At 70.5% G+C, this 19,408-nt stretch carries 17 protein-coding genes and 1 pseudogene; 10 read left to right on the top strand and 8 right to left on the bottom strand.

What is annotated here, in order from left to right:
• Window positions 1–126: 126 nt before the first annotated feature.
• From BM362_RS41685 to BM362_RS41675, 3 genes are all read left to right on the top strand, one after another.
• Complete coding sequence (locus tag BM362_RS41685; RefSeq protein ID WP_067584283.1) at window positions 127–723, top strand: class I SAM-dependent methyltransferase; 597 nt, start codon at window positions 127–129, stop codon at window positions 721–723.
• 18 nt (window positions 724–741) lie between these two features.
• Window positions 742–1,206 (top strand): DinB family protein, encoded by a 465-nt coding sequence (locus tag BM362_RS41680; RefSeq protein ID WP_067584286.1) that lies wholly within the window; start codon window positions 742–744, stop codon window positions 1,204–1,206.
• A 235-nt stretch (window positions 1,207–1,441) separates the two neighbouring features.
• A complete protein-coding gene (locus BM362_RS41675) occupies window positions 1,442–2,845 on the top strand; it encodes a methionine--tRNA ligase (RefSeq protein ID WP_093576887.1) in 1,404 nt (467 codons plus the stop codon).
• Here the strand turns inward: BM362_RS41675 and BM362_RS41670 are convergent.
• From BM362_RS41670 to BM362_RS41660, 3 genes and pseudogenes are all read right to left on the bottom strand, one after another.
• Entirely contained in the window at window positions 2,822–3,757 is a 936-nt protein-coding gene (locus BM362_RS41670) for a bile acid:sodium symporter (RefSeq protein WP_093576915.1), read from the bottom strand. The two genes, BM362_RS41675 and BM362_RS41670, sit on opposite strands and share 24 nt — an antisense overlap.
• A gap of 209 nt (window positions 3,758–3,966) precedes the next feature.
• Window positions 3,967–5,029: pseudogene (locus BM362_RS41665) on the bottom strand (cytochrome P450); the annotation flags it as partial.
• Between the two features lie 393 nt (window positions 5,030–5,422).
• Window positions 5,423–5,962, bottom strand: a complete 540-nt coding sequence (locus tag BM362_RS41660; protein WP_093576886.1) for a TetR family transcriptional regulator — start codon at window positions 5,960–5,962, stop codon at window positions 5,423–5,425.
• Between the two features lie 48 nt (window positions 5,963–6,010).
• Here BM362_RS41660 and bioB point away from each other — a divergent pair, with 48 nt between their 5' ends.
• Window positions 6,011–7,069, top strand: a complete 1,059-nt coding sequence (bioB, locus tag BM362_RS41655; protein WP_093576885.1) for a biotin synthase BioB — start codon at window positions 6,011–6,013, stop codon at window positions 7,067–7,069.
• Window positions 7,070–7,074: 5 nt separating this feature from the next.
• Window positions 7,075–8,211, top strand: a complete 1,137-nt coding sequence (locus tag BM362_RS41650) for an 8-amino-7-oxononanoate synthase (RefSeq protein ID WP_167545643.1) — start codon at window positions 7,075–7,077, stop codon at window positions 8,209–8,211.
• Here BM362_RS41650 and BM362_RS41645 read toward each other — a convergent pair.
• Window positions 8,122–8,613 (bottom strand): DoxX family protein, encoded by a 492-nt coding sequence (locus BM362_RS41645; RefSeq protein ID WP_093576883.1) that lies wholly within the window; start codon window positions 8,611–8,613, stop codon window positions 8,122–8,124. The two genes, BM362_RS41650 and BM362_RS41645, sit on opposite strands and share 90 nt — an antisense overlap.
• A gap of 422 nt (window positions 8,614–9,035) precedes the next feature.
• Here BM362_RS41645 and BM362_RS41640 point away from each other — a divergent pair, with 422 nt between their 5' ends.
• Window positions 9,036–10,238: an NAD(P)/FAD-dependent oxidoreductase gene (locus BM362_RS41640; protein ID WP_093576882.1), complete on the top strand. Its 1,203-nt coding sequence runs from the start codon at window positions 9,036–9,038 to the stop codon at window positions 10,236–10,238.
• Between the two features lie 138 nt (window positions 10,239–10,376).
• Here BM362_RS41640 and BM362_RS41635 read toward each other — a convergent pair whose 3' ends face one another.
• Entirely contained in the window at window positions 10,377–10,952 is a 576-nt protein-coding gene (locus BM362_RS41635) for a TetR/AcrR family transcriptional regulator (protein WP_093576881.1), read from the bottom strand.
• A gap of 65 nt (window positions 10,953–11,017) precedes the next feature.
• On the opposite strand from BM362_RS41635, the gene BM362_RS41630 reads away from it, so the two are divergent.
• Entirely contained in the window at window positions 11,018–11,479 is a 462-nt protein-coding gene (locus BM362_RS41630; protein ID WP_067584297.1) for a cupin domain-containing protein, read from the top strand.
• Between the two features lie 241 nt (window positions 11,480–11,720).
• On the opposite strand, the gene BM362_RS41625 is transcribed toward BM362_RS41630, so the two are convergent.
• Together BM362_RS41625 and BM362_RS41620 are read right to left on the bottom strand one after the other, a co-directional pair.
• Window positions 11,721–12,716, bottom strand: a complete 996-nt coding sequence (locus BM362_RS41625) for an inorganic phosphate transporter (RefSeq protein ID WP_067584300.1) — start codon at window positions 12,714–12,716, stop codon at window positions 11,721–11,723.
• Complete coding sequence (locus tag BM362_RS41620) at window positions 12,717–13,331, bottom strand: DUF47 domain-containing protein (protein WP_067584303.1); 615 nt, start codon at window positions 13,329–13,331, stop codon at window positions 12,717–12,719.
• A gap of 100 nt (window positions 13,332–13,431) precedes the next feature.
• On the opposite strand from BM362_RS41620, the gene ku reads away from it, so the two are divergent.
• On the top strand, window positions 13,432–14,331 hold the full coding sequence (gene ku, locus BM362_RS41615) for a non-homologous end joining protein Ku (protein ID WP_067584306.1): 900 nt from the start codon (window positions 13,432–13,434) through the stop codon (window positions 14,329–14,331).
• A gap of 182 nt (window positions 14,332–14,513) precedes the next feature.
• Here ku and BM362_RS41610 read toward each other — a convergent pair whose 3' ends face one another.
• Window positions 14,514–16,466, bottom strand: coding sequence for an aconitate hydratase (locus tag BM362_RS41610; RefSeq protein ID WP_093576880.1), 1,953 nt, complete (start codon window positions 16,464–16,466; stop codon window positions 14,514–14,516).
• A gap of 98 nt (window positions 16,467–16,564) precedes the next feature.
• Between BM362_RS41610 and BM362_RS41605 the strand changes: the two genes are divergently transcribed.
• The gene (locus tag BM362_RS41605) at window positions 16,565–16,900 is read left to right on the top strand and encodes a plasmid stabilization protein (RefSeq protein WP_067584312.1); all 336 of its coding nucleotides are present in this window, start codon (window positions 16,565–16,567) and stop codon (window positions 16,898–16,900) included.
• Window positions 16,901–17,478: 578 nt separating this feature from the next.
• Window positions 17,479–19,272, top strand: a complete 1,794-nt coding sequence (locus BM362_RS41595; protein WP_093576879.1) for a thiamine pyrophosphate-requiring protein — start codon at window positions 17,479–17,481, stop codon at window positions 19,270–19,272.
• The last annotated feature ends 136 nt before the right edge of the window (window positions 19,273–19,408 follow it).

Raw genomic sequence — 19,408 nt, 5'->3', positions numbered from 1 at the left:
TCGTCTCCGACGGTACCGGCGAAACGATCCGGTCCAGCATGCGGGAGTTGCCGTTCCGGCAAGATCGCGTGCGCTGCGGGCCCGGCTCCGGCGACGCTGGACGCACCCGACCCGAGGAGCCGACCGATGACCACCGACGCGAACCTGTTCTGGGACGAAGTGCACGCCGCCCGGCCGCCCTCGGACCCGAAGCCGAACGCCCGGCTCGTGGAAACCGTCTCCGATCTTCCTCCCGGCGACGCGCTCGACCTCGGCTGCGGCAACGGCGGCGACGCACGCTGGCTCGCCGGGCGCGGCTGGAACGTGACCGCCACTGACATCTCCGCCGTCGCGGTCAACCGCCTCGCCGGCCCGCGGATCACCGCCGTGCGGCACGACCTGCGGGTCAGCTTCCCGGCCGGTGCGTTCGACCTCGTGACAGCGCACTACCTGCAGACCCCCTTCGAACTGGACCGGTCGACAGTCCTGCGCACCGCCGCGCACGCACTGCGGCCAGGCGGCCGGTTGCTGGTCGTGGACCACGGCTCGATCGCGCCGTGGTCGTGGAACCAGGATCCGGACGCGCGTTTCCCCAGCCCCGCGGAGATCGCCGCGGACCTCGCCCTCGATCCGGTGCGGTGGACCGTCGAGCGCGCGGACTCCCCCACTCGCCTGGCGACCGGGCCGGACGGCCAGACCGCCGAGGTCGTCGACCACGTCCTGCTGATCCGCCGCACCGCCTGAACCCCGAAGGAGACCACTGTGGCCCGCCGTCGCGACACCCCGCCGCCCCGTACCGGAAGCAGCGAAACCGAAGTCCTGCGCGGATTTCTCGACTATCTCCGCACCTCGGTCGCCGCCAAGGTCGACGGCGCGCCGGAGCCCGAAGCCCACGCCGCCGCGGTGCCGTCCGGGACGAATCTGGTCGGCCTGCTCAACCACCTGACCTTCGTGGAGCGGTCGCTGTTTCTCGGCGAGACCGTGAAGAATTGGCCCTCGACGTTCCGCACCGAGGACAGCGTCGCCGACGTCGTCGCCCGCTACCGGGAAGCCGTCGAACTCGCCAACGAACTTCTCGACAGCTGCCCGGATCTCGCCGCCCCGCTGCCGGGCCGCGCCGGCCCGAGCGTCCGCTGGGCGCTGACGCACCTGATCGAGGAAACCGGACGGCACGCCGGGCACGCCGACATCCTGCGCGAGCTGATCGACGGCACGACCGGACGCTGAAAACCAGTGGCAGGAACTCAAGGCGACGCTGCCCGGGCAACAAGCGGCGGGGACGTCCGTGACGTGGGGAAGAAAACCAGTGGTCCCGAAGGCGGGTGCCCGGCCACTATGGAAGGCATGACCACCGCACCGATGACGAGCCCCGGCCTGGGGCCCGTTCTCGTGCGCTGACCCGCCCAGCCCCGGCCGTCGCCGGGGGCTCTCCGCCGTCGGCCGGCGGCGGAGAGGATTGACCATGACCGACGTGATCACCACCGCGATCCCTTATGTCAACGCGGAACCGCATCTCGGGCACGCGCTCGAACTCGTGCAGGCCGATGTTCTGGCCCGGCACCGGCGGTTGCGCGGCACCGACGTCCGGCTGCTCACCGGCACCGATGACAACGCTCTCAAGAACGTCACCGCGGCGAAGGCCGCGGGCGTTCCCGTGCGGGAGTTCGTCGGCCACGGCGCCGCGCGCTTCGCCGCGTTGCGGGAACCGCTCGGACTCGCCGTCGACGATTTCATCCGCACCAGCACCGATCGCCGCCACCTCGACGGCGTCCGGCGCCTGTGGCAAGCCAGCGCCCGCCGCGGCGACTTCTCCCTGCGCGACTACACCGGCCGCTACTGTGTGGGCTGCGAACAGTTCTACGCGGACGGCGAACGCCGTCGGGAACACGAAACCCCGCCGGAAATCGTCACCGAACAGAACTGGTTCTTCCGGCTTTCCCGTTATGCCGGAGAAATCCGGGACCTGCTGGAAACCGGGCGCCTCCGGATCGAACCCGCCGCCCGGCTCCGCGAGGTGCTGGGATTCGTCCGCTCCGGGTTGTCCGACATCAGCGTGTCCCGGCCCGCCGCGCGCTCGGACGGCTGGGGCATCCCGGTGCCCGGCGACCCGGACCAGGTGATTTACGTCTGGTGGGACGCGCTCGCCAGCTACCTCACCGCCGACCCGTCCCGCTGGGCCCAGGCGGCCGAGCGAGTGCACGTGATCGGCAAAGGCATCCTGCGGTTCCACGCCGTGTACTGGCCCGCGCTGCTGCTCTCCGCCGGCGAACGGCTGCCGGACACCATCTTCGTGCACGACTATCTGACTCTGGACGGCGCGAAGATCTCCAAGAGCGCGGGCAACACCGTCCGTCCGACCGACCTGGTCGACCGGTACGGCGCCGACGCCGTCCGCTGGTGGCTGCTGCGCGAAGTCGCCCCGCTCGGCGACACCGACTTCACCGAAACGCGGCTGATCGACCGCGCCGACGACGAACTCGCCAACGGCCTCGGCAATCTCGTGCACCGGGTGCTCAGCCTCGCCCGCCGCACCGGCCGGATCGCCCCGTCGAGTCCACTGAGGACAGTGCACGCGCTCGCCTCCCGGATCGACACGGCACTCGCCGCCTTCGACTTCCGCACGGCCACCGGTGCCGTGGCCGAGGTGATCAGCGACGCCAACCGGTACGTCGAACAGACCCGGCCCTGGACGTTGCGCGGTGCCGATCTGGCGGAGGTATTGGGGACCGTCGTGGGCACTTGCCGGGAACTGGCAACCGAACTCAGCCCGTTCCTCCCGGACGGCGCCGCCCGCCTGCGCGCGCAACTGGATCGCGGGGAACCGGCGCGCCTCTACCCCCGGCTACGGGAGCAAGCGAGGCACTAGGCGGACGTACCACACCATGCCGGCCACCTCGACCAAGGTCTGCGTCACCACCACGACCGCGGCGACCGCGAACTCGTCCGGCAACGCCAGCGCCAGCGGAAGCACCACCAGAGAATTCCGGGTCGCCCCGGTGAAAACGACCGCCCGGCCCGCCGGGACGTCCAGCCGGAACAACCGCGCGACGCCCAGTCCGGCCAAGGCCATCACCACCAGGAAAATCACATAGAACGGCACCACCGACGCGACCGGGCCGGGTCCGCCGTGGAGCTTCGGGGTTTGCGACGCCACCACAGTCGCCAGCGTCGCGGCCATCAACGGCACCATGGCGGTCCCGGCCGCGTCGGCGAACCGGCGGCCGGTCGCGTGCCGGGCCGCCCACGCCTGGGTGAGCCAGGCCAGCGCCAGCGGGATCGCGATCAGCACCAGGAACGCTTCGAGAAACGGCCCGGCCCGCACGGAACGCGCCAGGTCCGCGCCGAGGAAGAGGAACAGGAACCCGGGCAGCAGGATCATCTGCGCGAGCAGCAGCAACGGCGTCGCGGCGAGCAGGCGGCGGCTGCTGCCTCCGGCCAGGCCGCTGAAGACGATCACGTAGTCCACGCACGGGGCCAGCAGCACGAGCAGCATGCCCAGCCGCAGCGCTTGCCCGGCCGGGAAGAAGGCAGACATCGCCGCGACGACCAGCGGCACCACGACGAAGTTCACCGCCAGCGCGGCGCCGAGGAACCGGCCGTCGCGCAGGGAACGGCCCAGTTCGGCGGCGGGCACCTGAAGAAACGTGACGTACAGCAGCGCCGCCAGCACCGGGTTGATCGCCGGTTCCAGCCCCGGCCCGGCCGCCGGGGCCAGCCAGCCGGCCAGTGCGCCGACGGCGAGCGCGGCCAGGTAGATGACGACCTGGTGCCGTTGCATCCGTGGCACCAGACCGGGCGACTGCGACAACGGGCGTGCTCCTCGATCCGGCCTCGTGGGGCGATAGGACTCCCACCGTGGGAAGGTACCGCCGCCGGACCTGATGATCATTGCGGCCGAGGAGCCCGGAGCCAGCACGCGCACCATCCGCCGCCGACGAATTCCACGCCGGCCTCGGGGCGGCAACCCGGCCCGGCACCGGGCAGCCGTCACCAGCCGATCGGCATCCGGCGCGGGCCGCGCACCGGCATCTCGGCCGTCCACTCGATCTCGCCGGCGATCCGCAGCCCCGGCAGCCTGCTCAGCAGCGCGCGCAGGCCTTCCTGCAGCTCGACCCTGGCGAGGTTCGAGCCGACACAGGGATGCACACCGTGCCCGAAACCCAGATGCGAGGCCCCCTCCCGGTCGAAGCGCAGCACATCGGGATCCTCGAACTGCCGGGGATCCCGGTTGGCCGAGGCGAAGTCGGACACCACGGGCTCTCCCGCGCGCACCAGCGAACCGCCCACCTCGACGTCCTCGGTCGCATAGCGGGGAAAGCCCGGCCAATGGCTCAGCGGGATGAACCGCGACAGTTCCTCGGCCGCGGCCGGCATCCGGCTGAGGTCGGCCCGCCGCTCGGGGTGCTCCAGCAGGACGAAGACCGAGCCGGCCAGCAGCGACGCGGTGGTTTCGTTGCCGGACACCAGAAGCCCGTCGCACAAATCGATCAGCTCCGGCTCGGAGAGCCGGTCGCGCTCGTCGCGGGCCTCGATCAGCGCGGTCATCAGGTCATCGGCGGGCTCCGCGCGCCGTGCGGCGATGAGCCCGCTCATGTACTCCTGGAGCTCCGCTTCGCTGGCCTCGTACTCCTTCAGCGGTGGTCTCGCTCGTGGACAGGATCCGGTCGCTCCAGACCCGAAACTTCGGCCAGCCGGCCACTGGCACGCCGAGCAGCTCGCAGATCACCGCCACCGGCAGCGGCAACGCGAAATTCTCCACCAGGTCCGCCGTCCTGCCGCCGGCCGCGTCCACGAGTTCCCCGGCCAGCTGCCGCACCCTGTTCTGGGTGAAGGCTTTGGCCACCAGCTTGCGCAGCCGGCTGTGTTCCGGCGGATCCATCATGATGATCCCGCCGTCCAGCTTGTGCGGCGTCATCCTCGGCACGTCGGCGTCGACGGCCATGGCCCGGCTGAACCGCCGGTCGCCGAACACCATGCGAACGTCGTCGTAGCGGGTGGCCAGCCACGCCGGCTCGCCGTAGGGCAGCTTGATCCGGATCATCCCTGGCGCGTCGCACATCGCTGGTCATTCTTCGGGTGTATCGAGTCCATCGGGATGAGAGCACCCCTGGCCGGCCGAACAGGCGACACCCCTACGCACACGGGCGCGGCTGGCTGGTCGAAGCAGGTTTGACGCGTGGTCGGGGGAATCGCGGCCTGATCTGGGGGAAGTAGCCGGCCGGCGGGTGCTCATCGGCGGGGCGCAGCACTCAAGCCGGCGAGACCCTCGGCACCCCGAGCCGCGCTCCGCGTCGTCGATCCCGCCGCGAACCGCACCATCACGATCATCAGCCCCCCTTCGAGCCCGTCCAGGCGTTCGGCCGCGGCATCCAGCCCACCGGATTTCAGTTCGCGCTCACCGGCGGCGGGGCGGCAGCCAGGAGACTCCGACCGCGCTGAACGCTCACGACAGTCCGTTGAGGATAGCGTCGATGCCGAACCCGAACGCCTCGTCCGAATCGCCGCTGTGCGCCGGTTCCTCCTCGACGATCCCGGCGCGCACCAGTTCGGCGTGGTTCTGCTCCTCCGCGACGAACCCGAGTACATAGTGGACGACGGTCCGCGCCGCCCACTCCGCGCGCCGCTCGTCGTACTTCCCGGTGAACAGCCGGCGCAGCGCGTGCGTGGGCACCAGCAGATCCGGCCGGTACGCCTGCACGAACGACACCACCTCGGCCCCGTCGCGGACCCGCAGCAGCGCCGAGCGGAAGTCTCCGGCCGCCTCGCGCGGGTCCTTCGCCACCCCGGGCAGCCCCTTCAGGATCCGCGCGGCGACGACGGCGAGCAGCTCCTGTTTGTTGGCGACGTGGTAGTACAGCGCGCCCGGCTGGACCCCCAGGTCGAGGGCCACCCGCCGCATCGACAAGCCGCTCAGCCCCGCTTCGGCCAGCAGCTCGTAGGCCCGGTCGACGATCTGGTCTCGCGTCACCTTCACCCCGCTCATTCTGCCTGCCGCTTGCTTCCGGCCGATCGGCCGCCTAGAATTTGACAGGTGTTCAAAACCTTCGACGACCTGGCCGACCGGCAGCTGGCCGGCGGCGTACTCGACCGCACTGACGCCCGCGCGGTGCTGGAAGCGCCGGACGAGGACGTGCTCGGCCTGGTCGCGGCTGCCGGACGGCTGCGGCGCGCGCACTTCGGCAACCGGGTCAAGGTCAACTACCTCGTCAACCTGAAATCGGGCCTGTGCCCCGAGGACTGCGGGTACTGCTCGCAGCGGCTCGGGTCGTCCGCGCAGATCCTCAAGTACTCGTGGCTGTCCGCCGAGGAAACGGCGCGCCAGGCAGGCGCGGGCATTCAGGGCGGCGCGTCGCGGGTGTGCCTGGTCGCGAGCGGGCGCGGGCCGAGCGACCGCGACGTCGACCGGGTCGCCCAGGCCGTCGAGGCGGTGAAGTCCGCGCATTCCGGCGTGGAGGTGTGCGCCTGCCTCGGGCTGCTCAAGGACGGGCAGGCCGAGAAGCTGCGCGACGCCGGGGTCGACGCGTACAACCACAACCTGAACACGAGCGAGTCGCGGTACTCCGAGATCTGCACGACGCACGGGTACGACGACCGCGTCGACACCGTCGAAAAGGCCAAGTCCGCCGGGCTTTCCGCGTGCTCCGGCCTGATCGTCGGCATGGGCGAGACCGACGACGAGCTGATCGACGCCGTCTTCGCGCTGCGCGACATCGGCAGCGATTCGATCCCGGTCAACTTCCTGATGCCGTTCGAGGGCACGCCGCTCGCCGGAACCTGGGAGCTGAGCCCGCTGCGCGCGCTGCGCATCCTCGCGCTGGCCCGGTTCGCTTGCCCGGCAACGGAAGTCCGGATGGCCGGCGGCCGCGAGATGCACCTGCGATCGCTGCAGCCGCTCGCGCTGCACGTGGTGAACTCGCTGTTCCTCGGCGACTACCTCACCAGCGAAGGCCAGGCCGCGAAGGCCGATCTGGAGATGATCGCCGACGCGGGCTTCGAGGTTCTCGGCGCGGGCGAGCAGCAGCCGGCCGAGCACACCACCCCGGCGCTGCGGGAACGCGGAGCGGGCACCGCCGCCGCACCCAACGCGTGACCGCCATGGTGTCGATGCACGACTGGCTGACCGCCGCCGGCCGGGACCGGCACGTCGCCGGTCTCGTCCGGCGGACCGATGATCGGCGGCATCCGCGAAAGTCCACATTGGATCTCGCGTCGAACGATTATCTGAGCCTCAGCACCGATCCGCGACTGCGCGCGGCCGCCGTCCAGGCCGTCGAGAAGTACGGAGCCGGTGCCGGCGCGTCCCGAGTCGTCACCGGCACCACGCCGTGTCACACGGAGCTGGAACGCGAACTGGCCGACCTCACCGGGCAACCGGCCGCGCTCGGTTTTTCCAGTGGTTACACCGCGAACATCGGCGTCATCACCGCACTCGGCTCGCCGGACACGCTGCTGATCACCGACGCGCACATCCACGCCTCGCTGATCGACGGCGCGCGGCTGTCCCGCTCCCCCGTCGCGATCTGCCCGCACAACGACCTGGACGCCCTCGCGCACTTGCTGCGCGACCGGGCGCAGGAGCGGGCGATCGTGGCGGTCGAGTCGATCTATTCGGTGCTCGGCGACGCCACCGATCTTCAGCGCACCGCGGCATTGTGCGCTGAATACGACGCTTTCCTGGTGGTTGACGAAGCACACGGCATCGGCGTCGCGGGAAACGGACGGGGCGCGGCGCACGCGGCCGGTCTCGCAGGCGCGCCGCACGTCGCGGTGACCGCCACCCTGTCAAAGGCTTTGGGCGCACAGGGCGGCGCAGTGCTGGGATCGCCGCTGCTGCGCGAACATCTGGTCAATACGGCGCGGACATTCATCTTCGACACCGGCCTCGCCCCCGCCGCGGCGGCAAGTGCGGCGGAAGCGTGCCGGATCATCGCAGCCGAGCCTTCGCGGGTCGAGGATCTGCACCGTGCCGCGGTCGCGATCGCTGATGCCGCAGGGGTTTCGCGTGCGCCTGGCGCGGTTCAGTCGATTCCCGCGGACTCTCCGGAGCAGGCTGTCGCTGCTGCTGACCAGCTGTACGAACGGGACATCGTGGTCGGCTGCTTCCGGCCGCCGAGCGTCCCGGACGGCGTTTCCCGGCTCCGGCTAGTCGCGCGTGCCGGGATTGACCTGCACCACGCTGAGGACGCCGCGCGGTGGGCTGCCCAGTGGTCGCGTGCCGCGAGCACTGTCTGACCGCCTCCGGAACACCACGTCGACCGCCAGCGCACCCGGCCCGGTGAAGCCCAGCAACAGAAACGCCCAGCAAAACATCGCCGCGGGCTCCCCGTGGTTCTGCAGCGGCAGCAGGCCGTCCGGCTGGTGGACGACGAAGTAGGCGTACGCCATCGAGCCGGACGCGAGCAGCGCCGCGATCCGGGTGCCGAGACCGAAGGCGATCAGGAGGCCGCAGCCGAGCTGGATCACCGCCGCGTACCAGGACGGCCACGCGCCCGCCTCGACGGTTCCGCCTTTCGGGCCGCCGCCGAAAATGCCGAACAGCGCCGCCGCACCATGGGCCGCGAACAGCAGCCCGACGACGATCCGGAACAGGCCGAGCACGAACGGGACGGCCCGGTCGAGCACACGCTCTGGCATGGGTCCTCCTCGGAGAGTTACTAAGGTTAGGCTTGCCATACCGTACGCACCGGCGTCCCTCCCGTCCAGATGCTGTGACGCTCGCTAAATCGGGCCGAACCGTTCTGGCGCCAGCCGCGTGCCGGAGGAAGAGCGACACCCCCGGCTTTCCGCCGCACCGCCGCATCGGCGACAAGCCCGCCGGGCAGATCAACGGCCGGGAGCCCGGATCTCCACGGCGACAGCTGGTCCGCGCAGACGAGCACAGCGGAGGCGGCCACCCGGCGACGGGCACGGCTGAGCAGCGAAGTAACGCCCTTCCCGATAGGCGCTGTCTCAATTGGGTACCTCTGATCAGGGGAACTTGACCAAGCAGTCGAATAAGACCAAACTTCGCTAGCGATATCAGTACCCCGTCGTCCCCGCGCCGAAGGAGTTCGCCAGTGACCTCGTCGTTCGTCATCATCGGAGCCGGGCTGGCCGGAGCCAAGGCCGCGGAAGCGTTGCGCGACAAGGGATTCGACGGGAAGATCACCATGGTCGGCGACGAGCGGCACCTGCCCTACGAACGTCCGCCGCTGTCGAAGGACTACCTCGCGGGCAATGCGGAGGCCGAGAGCTTCCAGGTGCACGATGCCGCTTGGTACGCCGAGAAGCACGTCGAGCTGCGCCAGGGCGTCAAGGCGACGGCGATCGAGCGGGACCGGAAGCAGGTCGCGCTCGACGACGGCACCAGCCTCGGCTACGACAAGCTCCTGCTGGCCACCGGCGCGAGCCCGCGCGAACTGCCGGACACCGCGGGAATCCACTACCTGCGCCGGATCGAGGACGCCGACCGGCTCAAGGAGCTGTTCGGCACCGCCTCGAAGCTGGTGGTCGTCGGCGGCGGCTGGATCGGCCTCGAAGCGACCGCCGCCGCGCGCCAGGCCGGGGTGGAGGTCACCGTGGTCGAGGCGCTCGAACTGCCGCTGATCACCGCGCTCGGCCGCGACGTCGCCCCGGTGTTCGCCGACCTGCACCGCGCACACGGCGTCGACCTGCGGCTCGGCGTCCAGGTCGAGCACATCGCCAACGGCGGCCAGGGCAAGCGGATCCGCCTCGGCGACGGCAGCCTCCTTGAGGCGGACGCCGTCCTGGCCGGGATCGGCGCGAAGCCGAACGACGAACTGGCCGAGGCGGCCGGCCTCCGCGTCGGCAACGGCGTGGTGACCGACGCGAGCCTGCGCACGAGCGACCCGGACATCTTCGCCGTCGGCGACATCGCGAACGCCTACCACCCGTTCCTCGGCAAGCACCTGCGCGTCGAGCACTGGGCGAACGCGCTCAACCAGCCCGCCGTGGCCGCGGCCGGGATGCTCGGCGAGGAGGAGTCGTACGACGAGCTGCCGTACTTCTTCACCGACCAGTACGACTTGGGCATGGAATACCTGGGCGTCATCGAGGGCCACGACCGCGTCGTGTTCCGCGGCGACGTGCCCGGGCGCGAGTTCATCGCCTTCTGGCTCAAGGAAAACCGCGTCCTGGCCGGGATGAACGTCAACGTCTGGGACGTCACGGACCCGATCAAGGCGCTCATCCGCTCGGGCAAGGCGGTGGACCCGGAGCGGCTGGCCGACCCCGGGGTCCCGCTGGAGGACCTCGCCTGATCTCCCCGCCGGCGGGCCGTTCCGGAGGGGCTTCCGGGGCGGCCCGTCACGCTTTTCCGCCGGCGGGGACTCCGCCTGCCACGTCGTGCGAACCTCGTTCGGCCCGAGGTTCCTCGCCGACAGCGGCGAACTCACGTCTTACGTGCTGCGCCTGGCCGGATAGTCCCGGGGCAGCAACCCCTCCAGGGCCAGCGCCAGAAACCGCCGCCAGTCCCCGCTTCCCGTGCGGACCACCGACGACAGGCAGCCGACCAGCAGATACACGTCCCCCGCCGTGCAATCCGCGCGGAGCACCCCCGCCGCCTGGTCGGCCTCGATCGCTTGCGTCACCACGATTTCCAGCTCCGCCAGCGCGTCGCCGCGCGGCTCGCTCCCCGCCGACTCCCGCGCCGCCTCGATGGCGGACGACAGCGCCCGGTCCCCGGACAGCACCTCGCCGACGTGCCGCAGGTAGCGTTCGACGCCGGATTTCCCGTCGAGGCACCGCTTTCGCGCGTACTGCGCGATCTCGTGGAACCGCTGCTCCGCCAGCGCTTCCACGAGCGCCCGCCGGTCCGGGAAGTTCCGGTACACCGTCCCGACGCCCACCCCGGCGGCCCGCGCGATCTCCGGCAACTGGACGTCGTCCTGCTCGGCGAGCAGCGCGCGGGCCGCTTCGAGCACCCGCACCCGGTTGCGTTCCGCGTCCGCCCTCGGCCTGCGCTCCGTTGACAACCGACACCCTCCTCCGGTTAATCTGGAAACGGACTCCGTTTCCGATATGTTCGAGAGGATACCCCATGACGAAGGACCGCTTCCTCCTGCTGCAGCCCGGCGAGGCGCGCCCGGGCCGGGTGCCGCTGCCGCCCGCGTTCGCGGTGAAGGCGATGACGGGCGACACCGAGACCCGGTTCTCGCTGCTGGAGGTGACACTGGCGCGCGACATCCCGCGCCACGTCCACCACGAGGCCGACGAATGCATTTACGTCCTCGAAGGCGAACTGGGCATCGACTTCGCGGACGAAAGCCATGTGGCGGCGAAGGGGACGTTCGTGTTGCTGCCGCACGGGGTCCCGCATGCGCTGCGGGCGGTTTCGGATCCGGCGCCGCGGCTGTTGCAGATCTCCTCGCCGGGCGGGTGGGAGCACTATCTGGAGGATCTGTTCGAGGCTGGTCCGGCGGTGCTGACCGACGGCGCGGTGGACCCGGTGAAGATCAATCCGGTGGCGGCTCGGTACTCGATCACCTATGCGGAGAGCTGATTCCCGGCCAGTGCCGCACACCGGCCCGCCAGGTCGGCCACACCCGCGCCGAAGCCCGTGACCAGGTCTGCCGCTACCGGAGCAACCGTGTCCAGCGCTCACCGGCGGGACCGCGATCACCGCACTGCGGGCCCTCCGGTCGCGCCGCCGCGAGCGGTCTTCGCCGCTCCCGTCGGCGAGTTCTGCCCCGGACTTCAGCCCTGCCAGCGACCAGGACGTCCTCGCCCTGGCGCCCAGATGATCAGCCGAACGCCGACAAAAGCCAGAACATCAGCGCAGCGACCCCCGCCGCGGCCGGGAACGTCAACACCCAGCCCAGCACGATGTCACGGGCAATCCCCCACCGCACCGCCGAAAGCCGCCTCGTCGCACCGACACCCATCACCGCCGCCGTGATCACGTGCGTGGTCGAAATCGGGGCCTTCACGGCAAAAGCCGTCAAGTACAGCACCGAAGCCCCGACCGACTCCGCGACGAACCCGTGCGGCGGGTCGAGCGGGAAGACCCGGCGGCCGAGCGTCCGCATGATGCGCATGCCGCCCGAGCAGGTGCCGAGCGACAGCGCTCCGGCGCACACCAGCGTCACCCACAGGGGCACCGAGAACGTGTCCTGTTTCCCCGCCGCGATCAGCGCCAGGACGAGCACGCCCATCCCCTTCTGCGCGTCCTGCAAGCCGTGTCCGAGCGCCAGTGCCGAGGCCGAGACGATCTGCAGCCGCCGGAACACCCGGCCGCTGCGGTGCGGGTTCGCCCGGCGCAGCAGCCACAGCACCGCGACCATCGCCGCATAGCCGAGCACGAGCCCGAGCAGCGGCGACGCGACCATCGGCACCAGCACTTTCTCGACGATGCCCGTCCAGTGCACCGTGCTCGCCGCGGCCAGCGCGGCCCCGACCATGCCGCCGATCAGCGAATGCGACGACGAGGACGGCAGCCCGAAATACCAGGTCACGAGGTTCCACGCGATCGCGCCGACCAGCGCGGCGAGCACCACGGTCAACGCGCCCGGGCCGGGCGGGACGTCGATGATTCCTTTCGCGACGGTCGCGGCGATCCCGGTCGACAGCAGCGCTCCGGCCAGGTTCATCACCGCGGCCAGCACGAGCGCGGTGCGCAGCGGGAGCGCCCTGGTCGAAACCGCGCTGGCGATCGCGTTGGCCGCGTCGTGGAAGCCGTTGGTGTAGTCGAAGAAGACCGTCAGCACCACGACGGCGACCAGCGCGGCGGTGCTGTCCACTCAGGACTCCTTGACCGCGATGGTCTGCACCACGTCCGCGACGTGCTCGAAGCCGTCGGCCGCCAGTTCGAACTGTTCGACGACCTCCTTCGCCTTGAGCACCTCAAGCGCGTCGGCTCCCGGCTGGAAGAGGTCGGCGAGCATCCGCCGGTAGGTGTGGTCCGCCTCGTTCTCCAGCGCGTTGATCTCGATCCAGTACGGCGACAGCTCGCCGACCTTCGAAAGCCCCGGCATGGATTCCGCGGTCAGCTCCGCCGCGCGGCACAGCACCCGCAGCATCCCGTCCGTGCCCGGCGGGAACTTGTCGAGCCGGTACAGCACCGCGAGGTCCGCGGCAGTGTCCACAAAGTCCAGTACGTCGTCGATCCGGGCGGCCAGCGCCTGGATGTCCTCGCGGTCGAACGGCGTGACGAAGGTGCTGTTCAGCTCGACCATGATGGTGTGGGTCAGGTCGTCGCCGGCGTGTTCGACCTCGTGCAGCCGGGCCGCGATCGCCTCCCGGTCCGGGGGCGGAGCCTCGGTGAGGTCCCGCAGGAGCGCGGTGGCGGTGACGAGGTTCGCGGCCGCGTCCGCGAGCAGCTGGAAGAACTGGCTTCCGCGAGGTTTTATGCGCATCGGAGCAAAAGCTACCCGGTAACCTCCTCGCGCACACCGGGGCGGTGTGCCGCGCGCCCGGATCGGGTACCCGGCGGGCAGCAGGGAGGAAGGAGCGCCGATGCGTCCGGTCTGGCAGGGTGCGCTGTCGTTCGGGCTGGTCAACGTCCCGGTGCGGATGTACAAAGCGGTCGAGGACCACGCCGTGCGCTTCACGCAGTTCCAGCGCGGGACGCGGGACCGCATCCGCTACCGGCGGGTCAACGAGCGGACCGGCGACGAGGTGCCCTACGACGAGATCGTCCGCGGCCGGGAGGTCGGCGACGACGAGTACGTGCTGGTCGAGCAGGAGGAACTCGACGAGATCGCGCCGGGGCGGTCGAGGTCGCTCGAGGTGGAGAGCTTCGTGGACCTCGACGAAGTCGACCCGGTGTACTTCGACCGCGCTTACTGGCTCGCGCCCGCCAAGGAGGAGGCGCAGCGCCCGTACGTGCTGCTGCTCGACGCACTGTCCGGCCGGGACAAAGCGGCCGTCGCGAAGTTCGTCTTCCACGGCCGCGAACACCTGGCGCTCGCCCGGGCCGGCGACGGAGTGATCGTGCTCAACACGCTCCATTACGCCGCCGAGGTGCGCAGCGCGGACGACGTTCCGCAGCTGCCCGCCAAGGCCAAGACCAACCGGAAGGAACTGGACCTCGCGGTCAAGCTGATCGACGCGATGACCGAGCCGTGGAAACCGGAGGAGTTCCGCGACACCTACCGCGAGCGGGTGGAGGAACTGATCGAGGCCAAGCGGGCGGGGAACACCGTCACGCCCGCCGCCGAGCCGGAGCAGCCGACGAAGGTGGTCGACCTGATGGAGGCGCTGGCCAAGAGCGTGCGCGGCAGCCGCAAGCCGCGCACCCCGGATCTGTCCGGATTGTCCAAGACCGAGCTGCGGAAACTCGCGAAGGAACGCGACGTCAAGGGGCGTTCGAAGATGTCCCGCGCCGATCTGGAGGCCGCACTGAAGGCTTCCTGACCAGCCAGAGGTCCGCGAGGGGAACCTGGCCGCCGAGTCCCAGGCCGGAAACGCAAGCCGCGTCGATCCACCCCCTGCTGTCCACAGGAGACATCAGAGTCGCCGAAATGCCCGATTGACGGCCAGATGACCGTGTCTTCCGCGCTCCAGCTCCGACGTCGCCTTCGGCCTGGACGGACCTCTCAGTGCAGCGCCCGCGCCAGCTGCGGAATCCGCCCGCCGGCCAGCAGCACATCCACCTGACGCGGCGACAACTGGTGCTTCGCCCGGTACTCCTCGTCCCGGGTCAGATTCCGCACCGCGAACTCCCCCGGCTCAGCCAGCCGTTGCAGCCCGGACACCGACAACACGTCGTCGCGCCGGATCTTCTCGCTGTCCTCCGGCTCGGCGAATTCCAGCGGCAGCACCCCGAAGTTGACCAGGTTCTGCCAGTGGATCCGGGCGAACGACCGGGCCAGCACCACGCGCAAACCCAGGTACCGCGCGGTGATCGCGGCGTGTTCGCGGGACGAGCCCTGGCCGTAGTTCTCCCCCGCCACCACGAAATGCGCCGGGCTGCCTGCCGCGCGCTCCGGGTAGTCCTCGTCGATCCGGGTGAAGGTGAACTCGGCCAGCTTCGGGATGTTCGAGCGGTAGGGCAGCGCGCGGGCCCCGGCGGGCGAGATTTCGTCGGTCGACACGTCGTCCCCGGCTTTCAGCAGGACCGGGCCCTCGATCTCGTCCGGCAGCGGGTCGAAATCCGGCAGCCCGGCGACGTTCGGGCCCTTCACCAGCTCCTCCCGCAGAGCCTCCGCCTCGGGCAGCGGCGCGGCGAAGACGCGCGGGTCGGCCGCCGAACGGGCCGGTCCGGCGACGCGCGGGTGCGCGAGGTGGTGGGCGGTGGCGTAGTCGCGCGGATCGGTCAGCACGCCGGTCAGCGCCGACACTGCCGCGGTCTCCGGCGAGCACAGCCAGACCGAGTCGTCGGCGGTGCCGGACCGGCCGGGGAAGTTCCGCGGGAAGGTGCGCAGCGAGTTCGTGCCGGGCGCGGGAGCCTGGCCCATCCCGATGCAGCCGAGGCAGCCCGCCTGGTGCACCCGGGCCCCGGCCGCGACGAGGTCGGTGAGGTATCCGCTGCGAGCCAGTTCGACCAGGATCTGCCGCGAGGCCGGGTTGACGTCGAAGCTCACCGAATCGGCCGTCTGCCTGCCCCGGACGGTGGCCGCGGCGACCGCGAAGTCCCGGAACCCGGGGTTGGCGGACGAACCGATCACGACCTGCCCCACCGGCGTCCCCGACACCTCGCGCACCGGTGCCACGTTGCCCGGCGAAGACGGCTTCGCCACCAACGGCTCCACAGTGGACAGATCGATCTCGTCTTCGATGTCGTAGGAGGCGTCGCGTCCGGCGCGCAGGTCGCGGAAGTCGTGTTCGCGCCCCTCCGCCCGCAGGAACGCGCGGATCGCTTCGTCGGCCGGGAACACCGTCGCGGTCGCGCCCAGTTCAGCGCCCATGTTGGCGATCACGTGCCGGTCCATCGCGCTCAGGCAGGCCAGCCCCGGGCCGTGGTACTCGATGATCCGGTGCCGTCCGCCGCTCACGCCGTGGCGCCGCAGCATCTCCAGCACGACGTCCTTCGCCGACACCCACGGCGGCAGCTCGCCGCCAAGCCGGACGCCCCAGATCTCCGGCATCCGCAGATAGAGCGGCTCTCCGGCAATGGCCAGCGCCACTTCGAGGCCGCCGACGCCGATAGCGAGCATGCCCAGCGCGCCTGCCGCGCAGGTGTGCGAATCGGACCCGGCGAGGCTCTTGCCGGGCACGCCGAACCGCTCCATGTGCGTCGGGTGCGAAACGCCGTTGCCCGGTTTGGAGAACCACAGCCCGAACCGGCGGCACGCCGACCGCAGATACGCGTGGTCCTCGGCGTTCTTCTCGTCGGCCTGCAGCAGGTTGTGGTCGACGTACTGGACGCTCAGCTCGGTCCGCGCGCGATCGAGCCCGAGCGCCTCAAGCTCCTGCATCACAAGCGTGCCCGTGGCGTCCTGGGTCAGCGTCTGATCGACCCGCAGGCCGATTTCGGTCCCTGGTTCGAGCCGTCCGGCGACCAGGTGCTCGGCCAGCAGCCGTCCGGCGAGAGTCTGTTCGCGTCCCACTCGCGAACGGGTACCCGTTTCCGGCGCGGCGAACCACGATGTTTCCGCGTGCGCATCGCGGGCAATCCGGGGACCGAGAACGGCGGAAGGAGACTGGGATGCCGCAGCAGGCTTGGAGTTCGAAACGCGAACGGCAGTACCAGCACATCGAGCAGGCGCAGGAAGAGCGCGGCGCGAGCGAAAAGCTCGCAAAGGAGATCGCCGCCCGCACGGTGAACAAGAACCGGGCGCAATCGGGTGAATCGGACCGCGCGAGCAAGACCTCGGTACGGGACAAATCGCCGCAGCAGCGCGGCGGGCACCGCTCCGGCAAGCGGCTCGGGCCCGGCGGCCCGACGCGCGACCAGCTGTACAACGAGGCCAAGCAGCGCAATATCCACGGCCGGTCCACGATGACCAAGAAGGAACTGGCGAAGGCGCTCGGCCGGGACTGATCGAGAATCACGGCCCGCTCACCGCGGCGCTGGTGTCGCGAGGAGGCCCGGTCGAGCGGCTGCGACTTCCCCGCGCTTCTGCACGACGGGCGCGGGGATGTGGCCGCTCGGACCCGTCGACGGCGGACCGGCCACCCGCCGCGGCTATGTCGATAACTCCCTGGTCCTCGCCCGCGAAGGGGAATCTGCCGACGGTCCCGTGCGCATGCTCGGCCTCATGCCGCCGCGCGACGGAGCGGCCGATCTCGTCCGGATCGTCGAAGGCATGCACGGACTTGCCTGCGGCCGAGGTTCGACCTGGCGGCACTCTCGCCACGCCAGCGATTTCGCTGCCGGAACAGCGCGACGCCACCTTCACCCCCGCGAGCACTCGCCGGCACCGGCTATCCGCCGAGTTGAAAGCCTGCGCGAATGACTCATCCGCGCAGCGGCTGGTGATCCGGCTGGCCTTCAGGCCCGTTCGGGAACATGCCGCGGGCGTCCAGCAGGATCGGGATCGTCACCACCGCGCGGCACGACGTGTAGCGCCTCCGGCCCCCGGGTAGCCGAGGAGGACTCAACGCACGGGAGGACTTGTCATGACCGAGACCGTCGGCGACTACCTGCTTTCGCGGCTGCGTGACTGGGGCGTGGAACAGGTGTTCGCGTATCCCGGGGACGGGATCAACGGTCTCGTCGCCGCCTTCGGCAAAGCGGACAACCAGCCGCGCTTCGTCCAGGCCAGGCACGAGGAAATGGCCGCCTTCTCCGCGGTCGGCTACGCGAAGTTCAGCGGGGCGGTCGGCGTGTGCATGGCGACATCCGGGCCTGGCGCGATCCATCTGCTGAACGGGCTCTACGACGCGAAACTCGACCACGTCCCGGTCGTCGCGATCGTCGGGCAGACCGCGCGCACCGCGATGGGCGGCAGCTACCAGCAGGAGGTCGAACTCCAGGCGCTGTACCGGGATGTCGCGAACGAGTACTGCATCGAGGTGAACGTCGCCGAGCAGCTGCCCAACGCGCTCGACCGCGCGTTCCGGGTCGCGCAGGCGTCCCGCACGCCGACCGCGCTGATCGTCCCGGCGGATCTGCAGGAAGAGCCGTACGAGCCGCCGCGGCACGCGTTCAAGCAGATGCCGTCGAGCCCGCCCGGGACCGCGTGGCCGAATCCGGTGCCGCCCGAACCCGCCATCACCGAGGCGGCCGAGGTGCTCAACGCCGGGGAGAAGGTCGCGATCCTCGTCGGGCAAGGCGCGCGCGGCGCGGCCGGCGAGCTGCGCCAGGTCGCCGACCTCACCGGGGCCGGAGTGGCGAAAGCGTTGCTGGGCAAGGATGTTCTCCCCGACGACCTGCCGTACGTGACCGGCGCGATCGGCCTGCTCGGCACCCGGCCGAGCTACGAGATGATGCGCGACTGCGACACGCTGCTGATCGTCGGGTCCAATTTCCCGTACAGCCAGTTCCTGCCGGAGTACGGCCAGGCCCGCGCGGTGCAGATCGACATCGACGGCCGGTTCATCGGCATGCGCTACCCCACCGAGGTCAACCTCGTCGGCGACGCCGCCGCGACCCTGCGCGCGCTGCTGCCGAAGCTGAACCGGGGCGAAAACCGTTCGTGGCGCGAGAACATCGAGAAGAACGTCGCCGGCTGGTGGACCACAATGGACCAGCAGGCCGAGGTCGACGCGAAACCGGTCAACCCGATGCGGATCGTGCACGAGCTGTCGAAGCAGATCCCGGGCGACGCGATGGTCACCGCCGATTCCGGCTCGTCGACCAACTGGTACGCGCGCAATCTCCGGATCCGCGAAGGCATCCGGAGCACGCTGTCCGGCACGCTCGCGACGATGGGTCCCGCCGTGCCGTATGCGATCGGCGCCAAGTTCGCGCATCCCGACCGGCCGGCGATCGCGCTGGTCGGCGACGGCGCGATGCAGATGAACGGGATGGCCGAGCTGATCACCATCGCCCGCTACCGGGGATTGTGGACCGATCCGCGGTGCGTCGTCTGCGTGTTCCACAACAACGACCTCAACCAGGTCACGTGGGAGCTGCGCGCGATGGGCGGCGCGCCGAAGTTCGAGGAATCGCAGTCGCTGCCGGACGTCGACTACGCCGGGTTCGCCCGCAGCGTCGGCCTCGACGGCGTCAACGTCGACGATCCGGGCGATCTCGCTTCGGCCTGGCGGACCGCGTTCGCCGCGGACCGGCCGACGGTGCTGGACGTGCGCTGTGACGCGGAGGTCCCGCCGATTCCGCCGCACGCGACGTTCGAGCAGATGAAATCGGTGACCGAGTCCGTGCTCAAGGGCGATCCCGAAGCGTTCCACCTGATGTTCCAGGGCGCGAAGACGAAGCTGCAGGAGTTCCTGCCCGGACGGTCGCGGTAGCCGTCGCCGCCCCGCACACCGAACGGGATCGACGCGCGCTGCCCGGTGCCGGGCGGCGCGCTCTCCCGGGACTCCACCGCGCTCGTCGTGGCCAGGGCGGGGTCGCGGGAAAGCCGGTGTCGGATCCGACTCCCCA

It is taken from the genome of Amycolatopsis rubida (assembly GCF_900115345.1).
Classification (GTDB): domain Bacteria; phylum Actinomycetota; class Actinomycetes; order Mycobacteriales; family Pseudonocardiaceae; genus Amycolatopsis; species Amycolatopsis rubida.
This window is presented reverse-complemented; position numbering and strand designations above follow the sequence as displayed.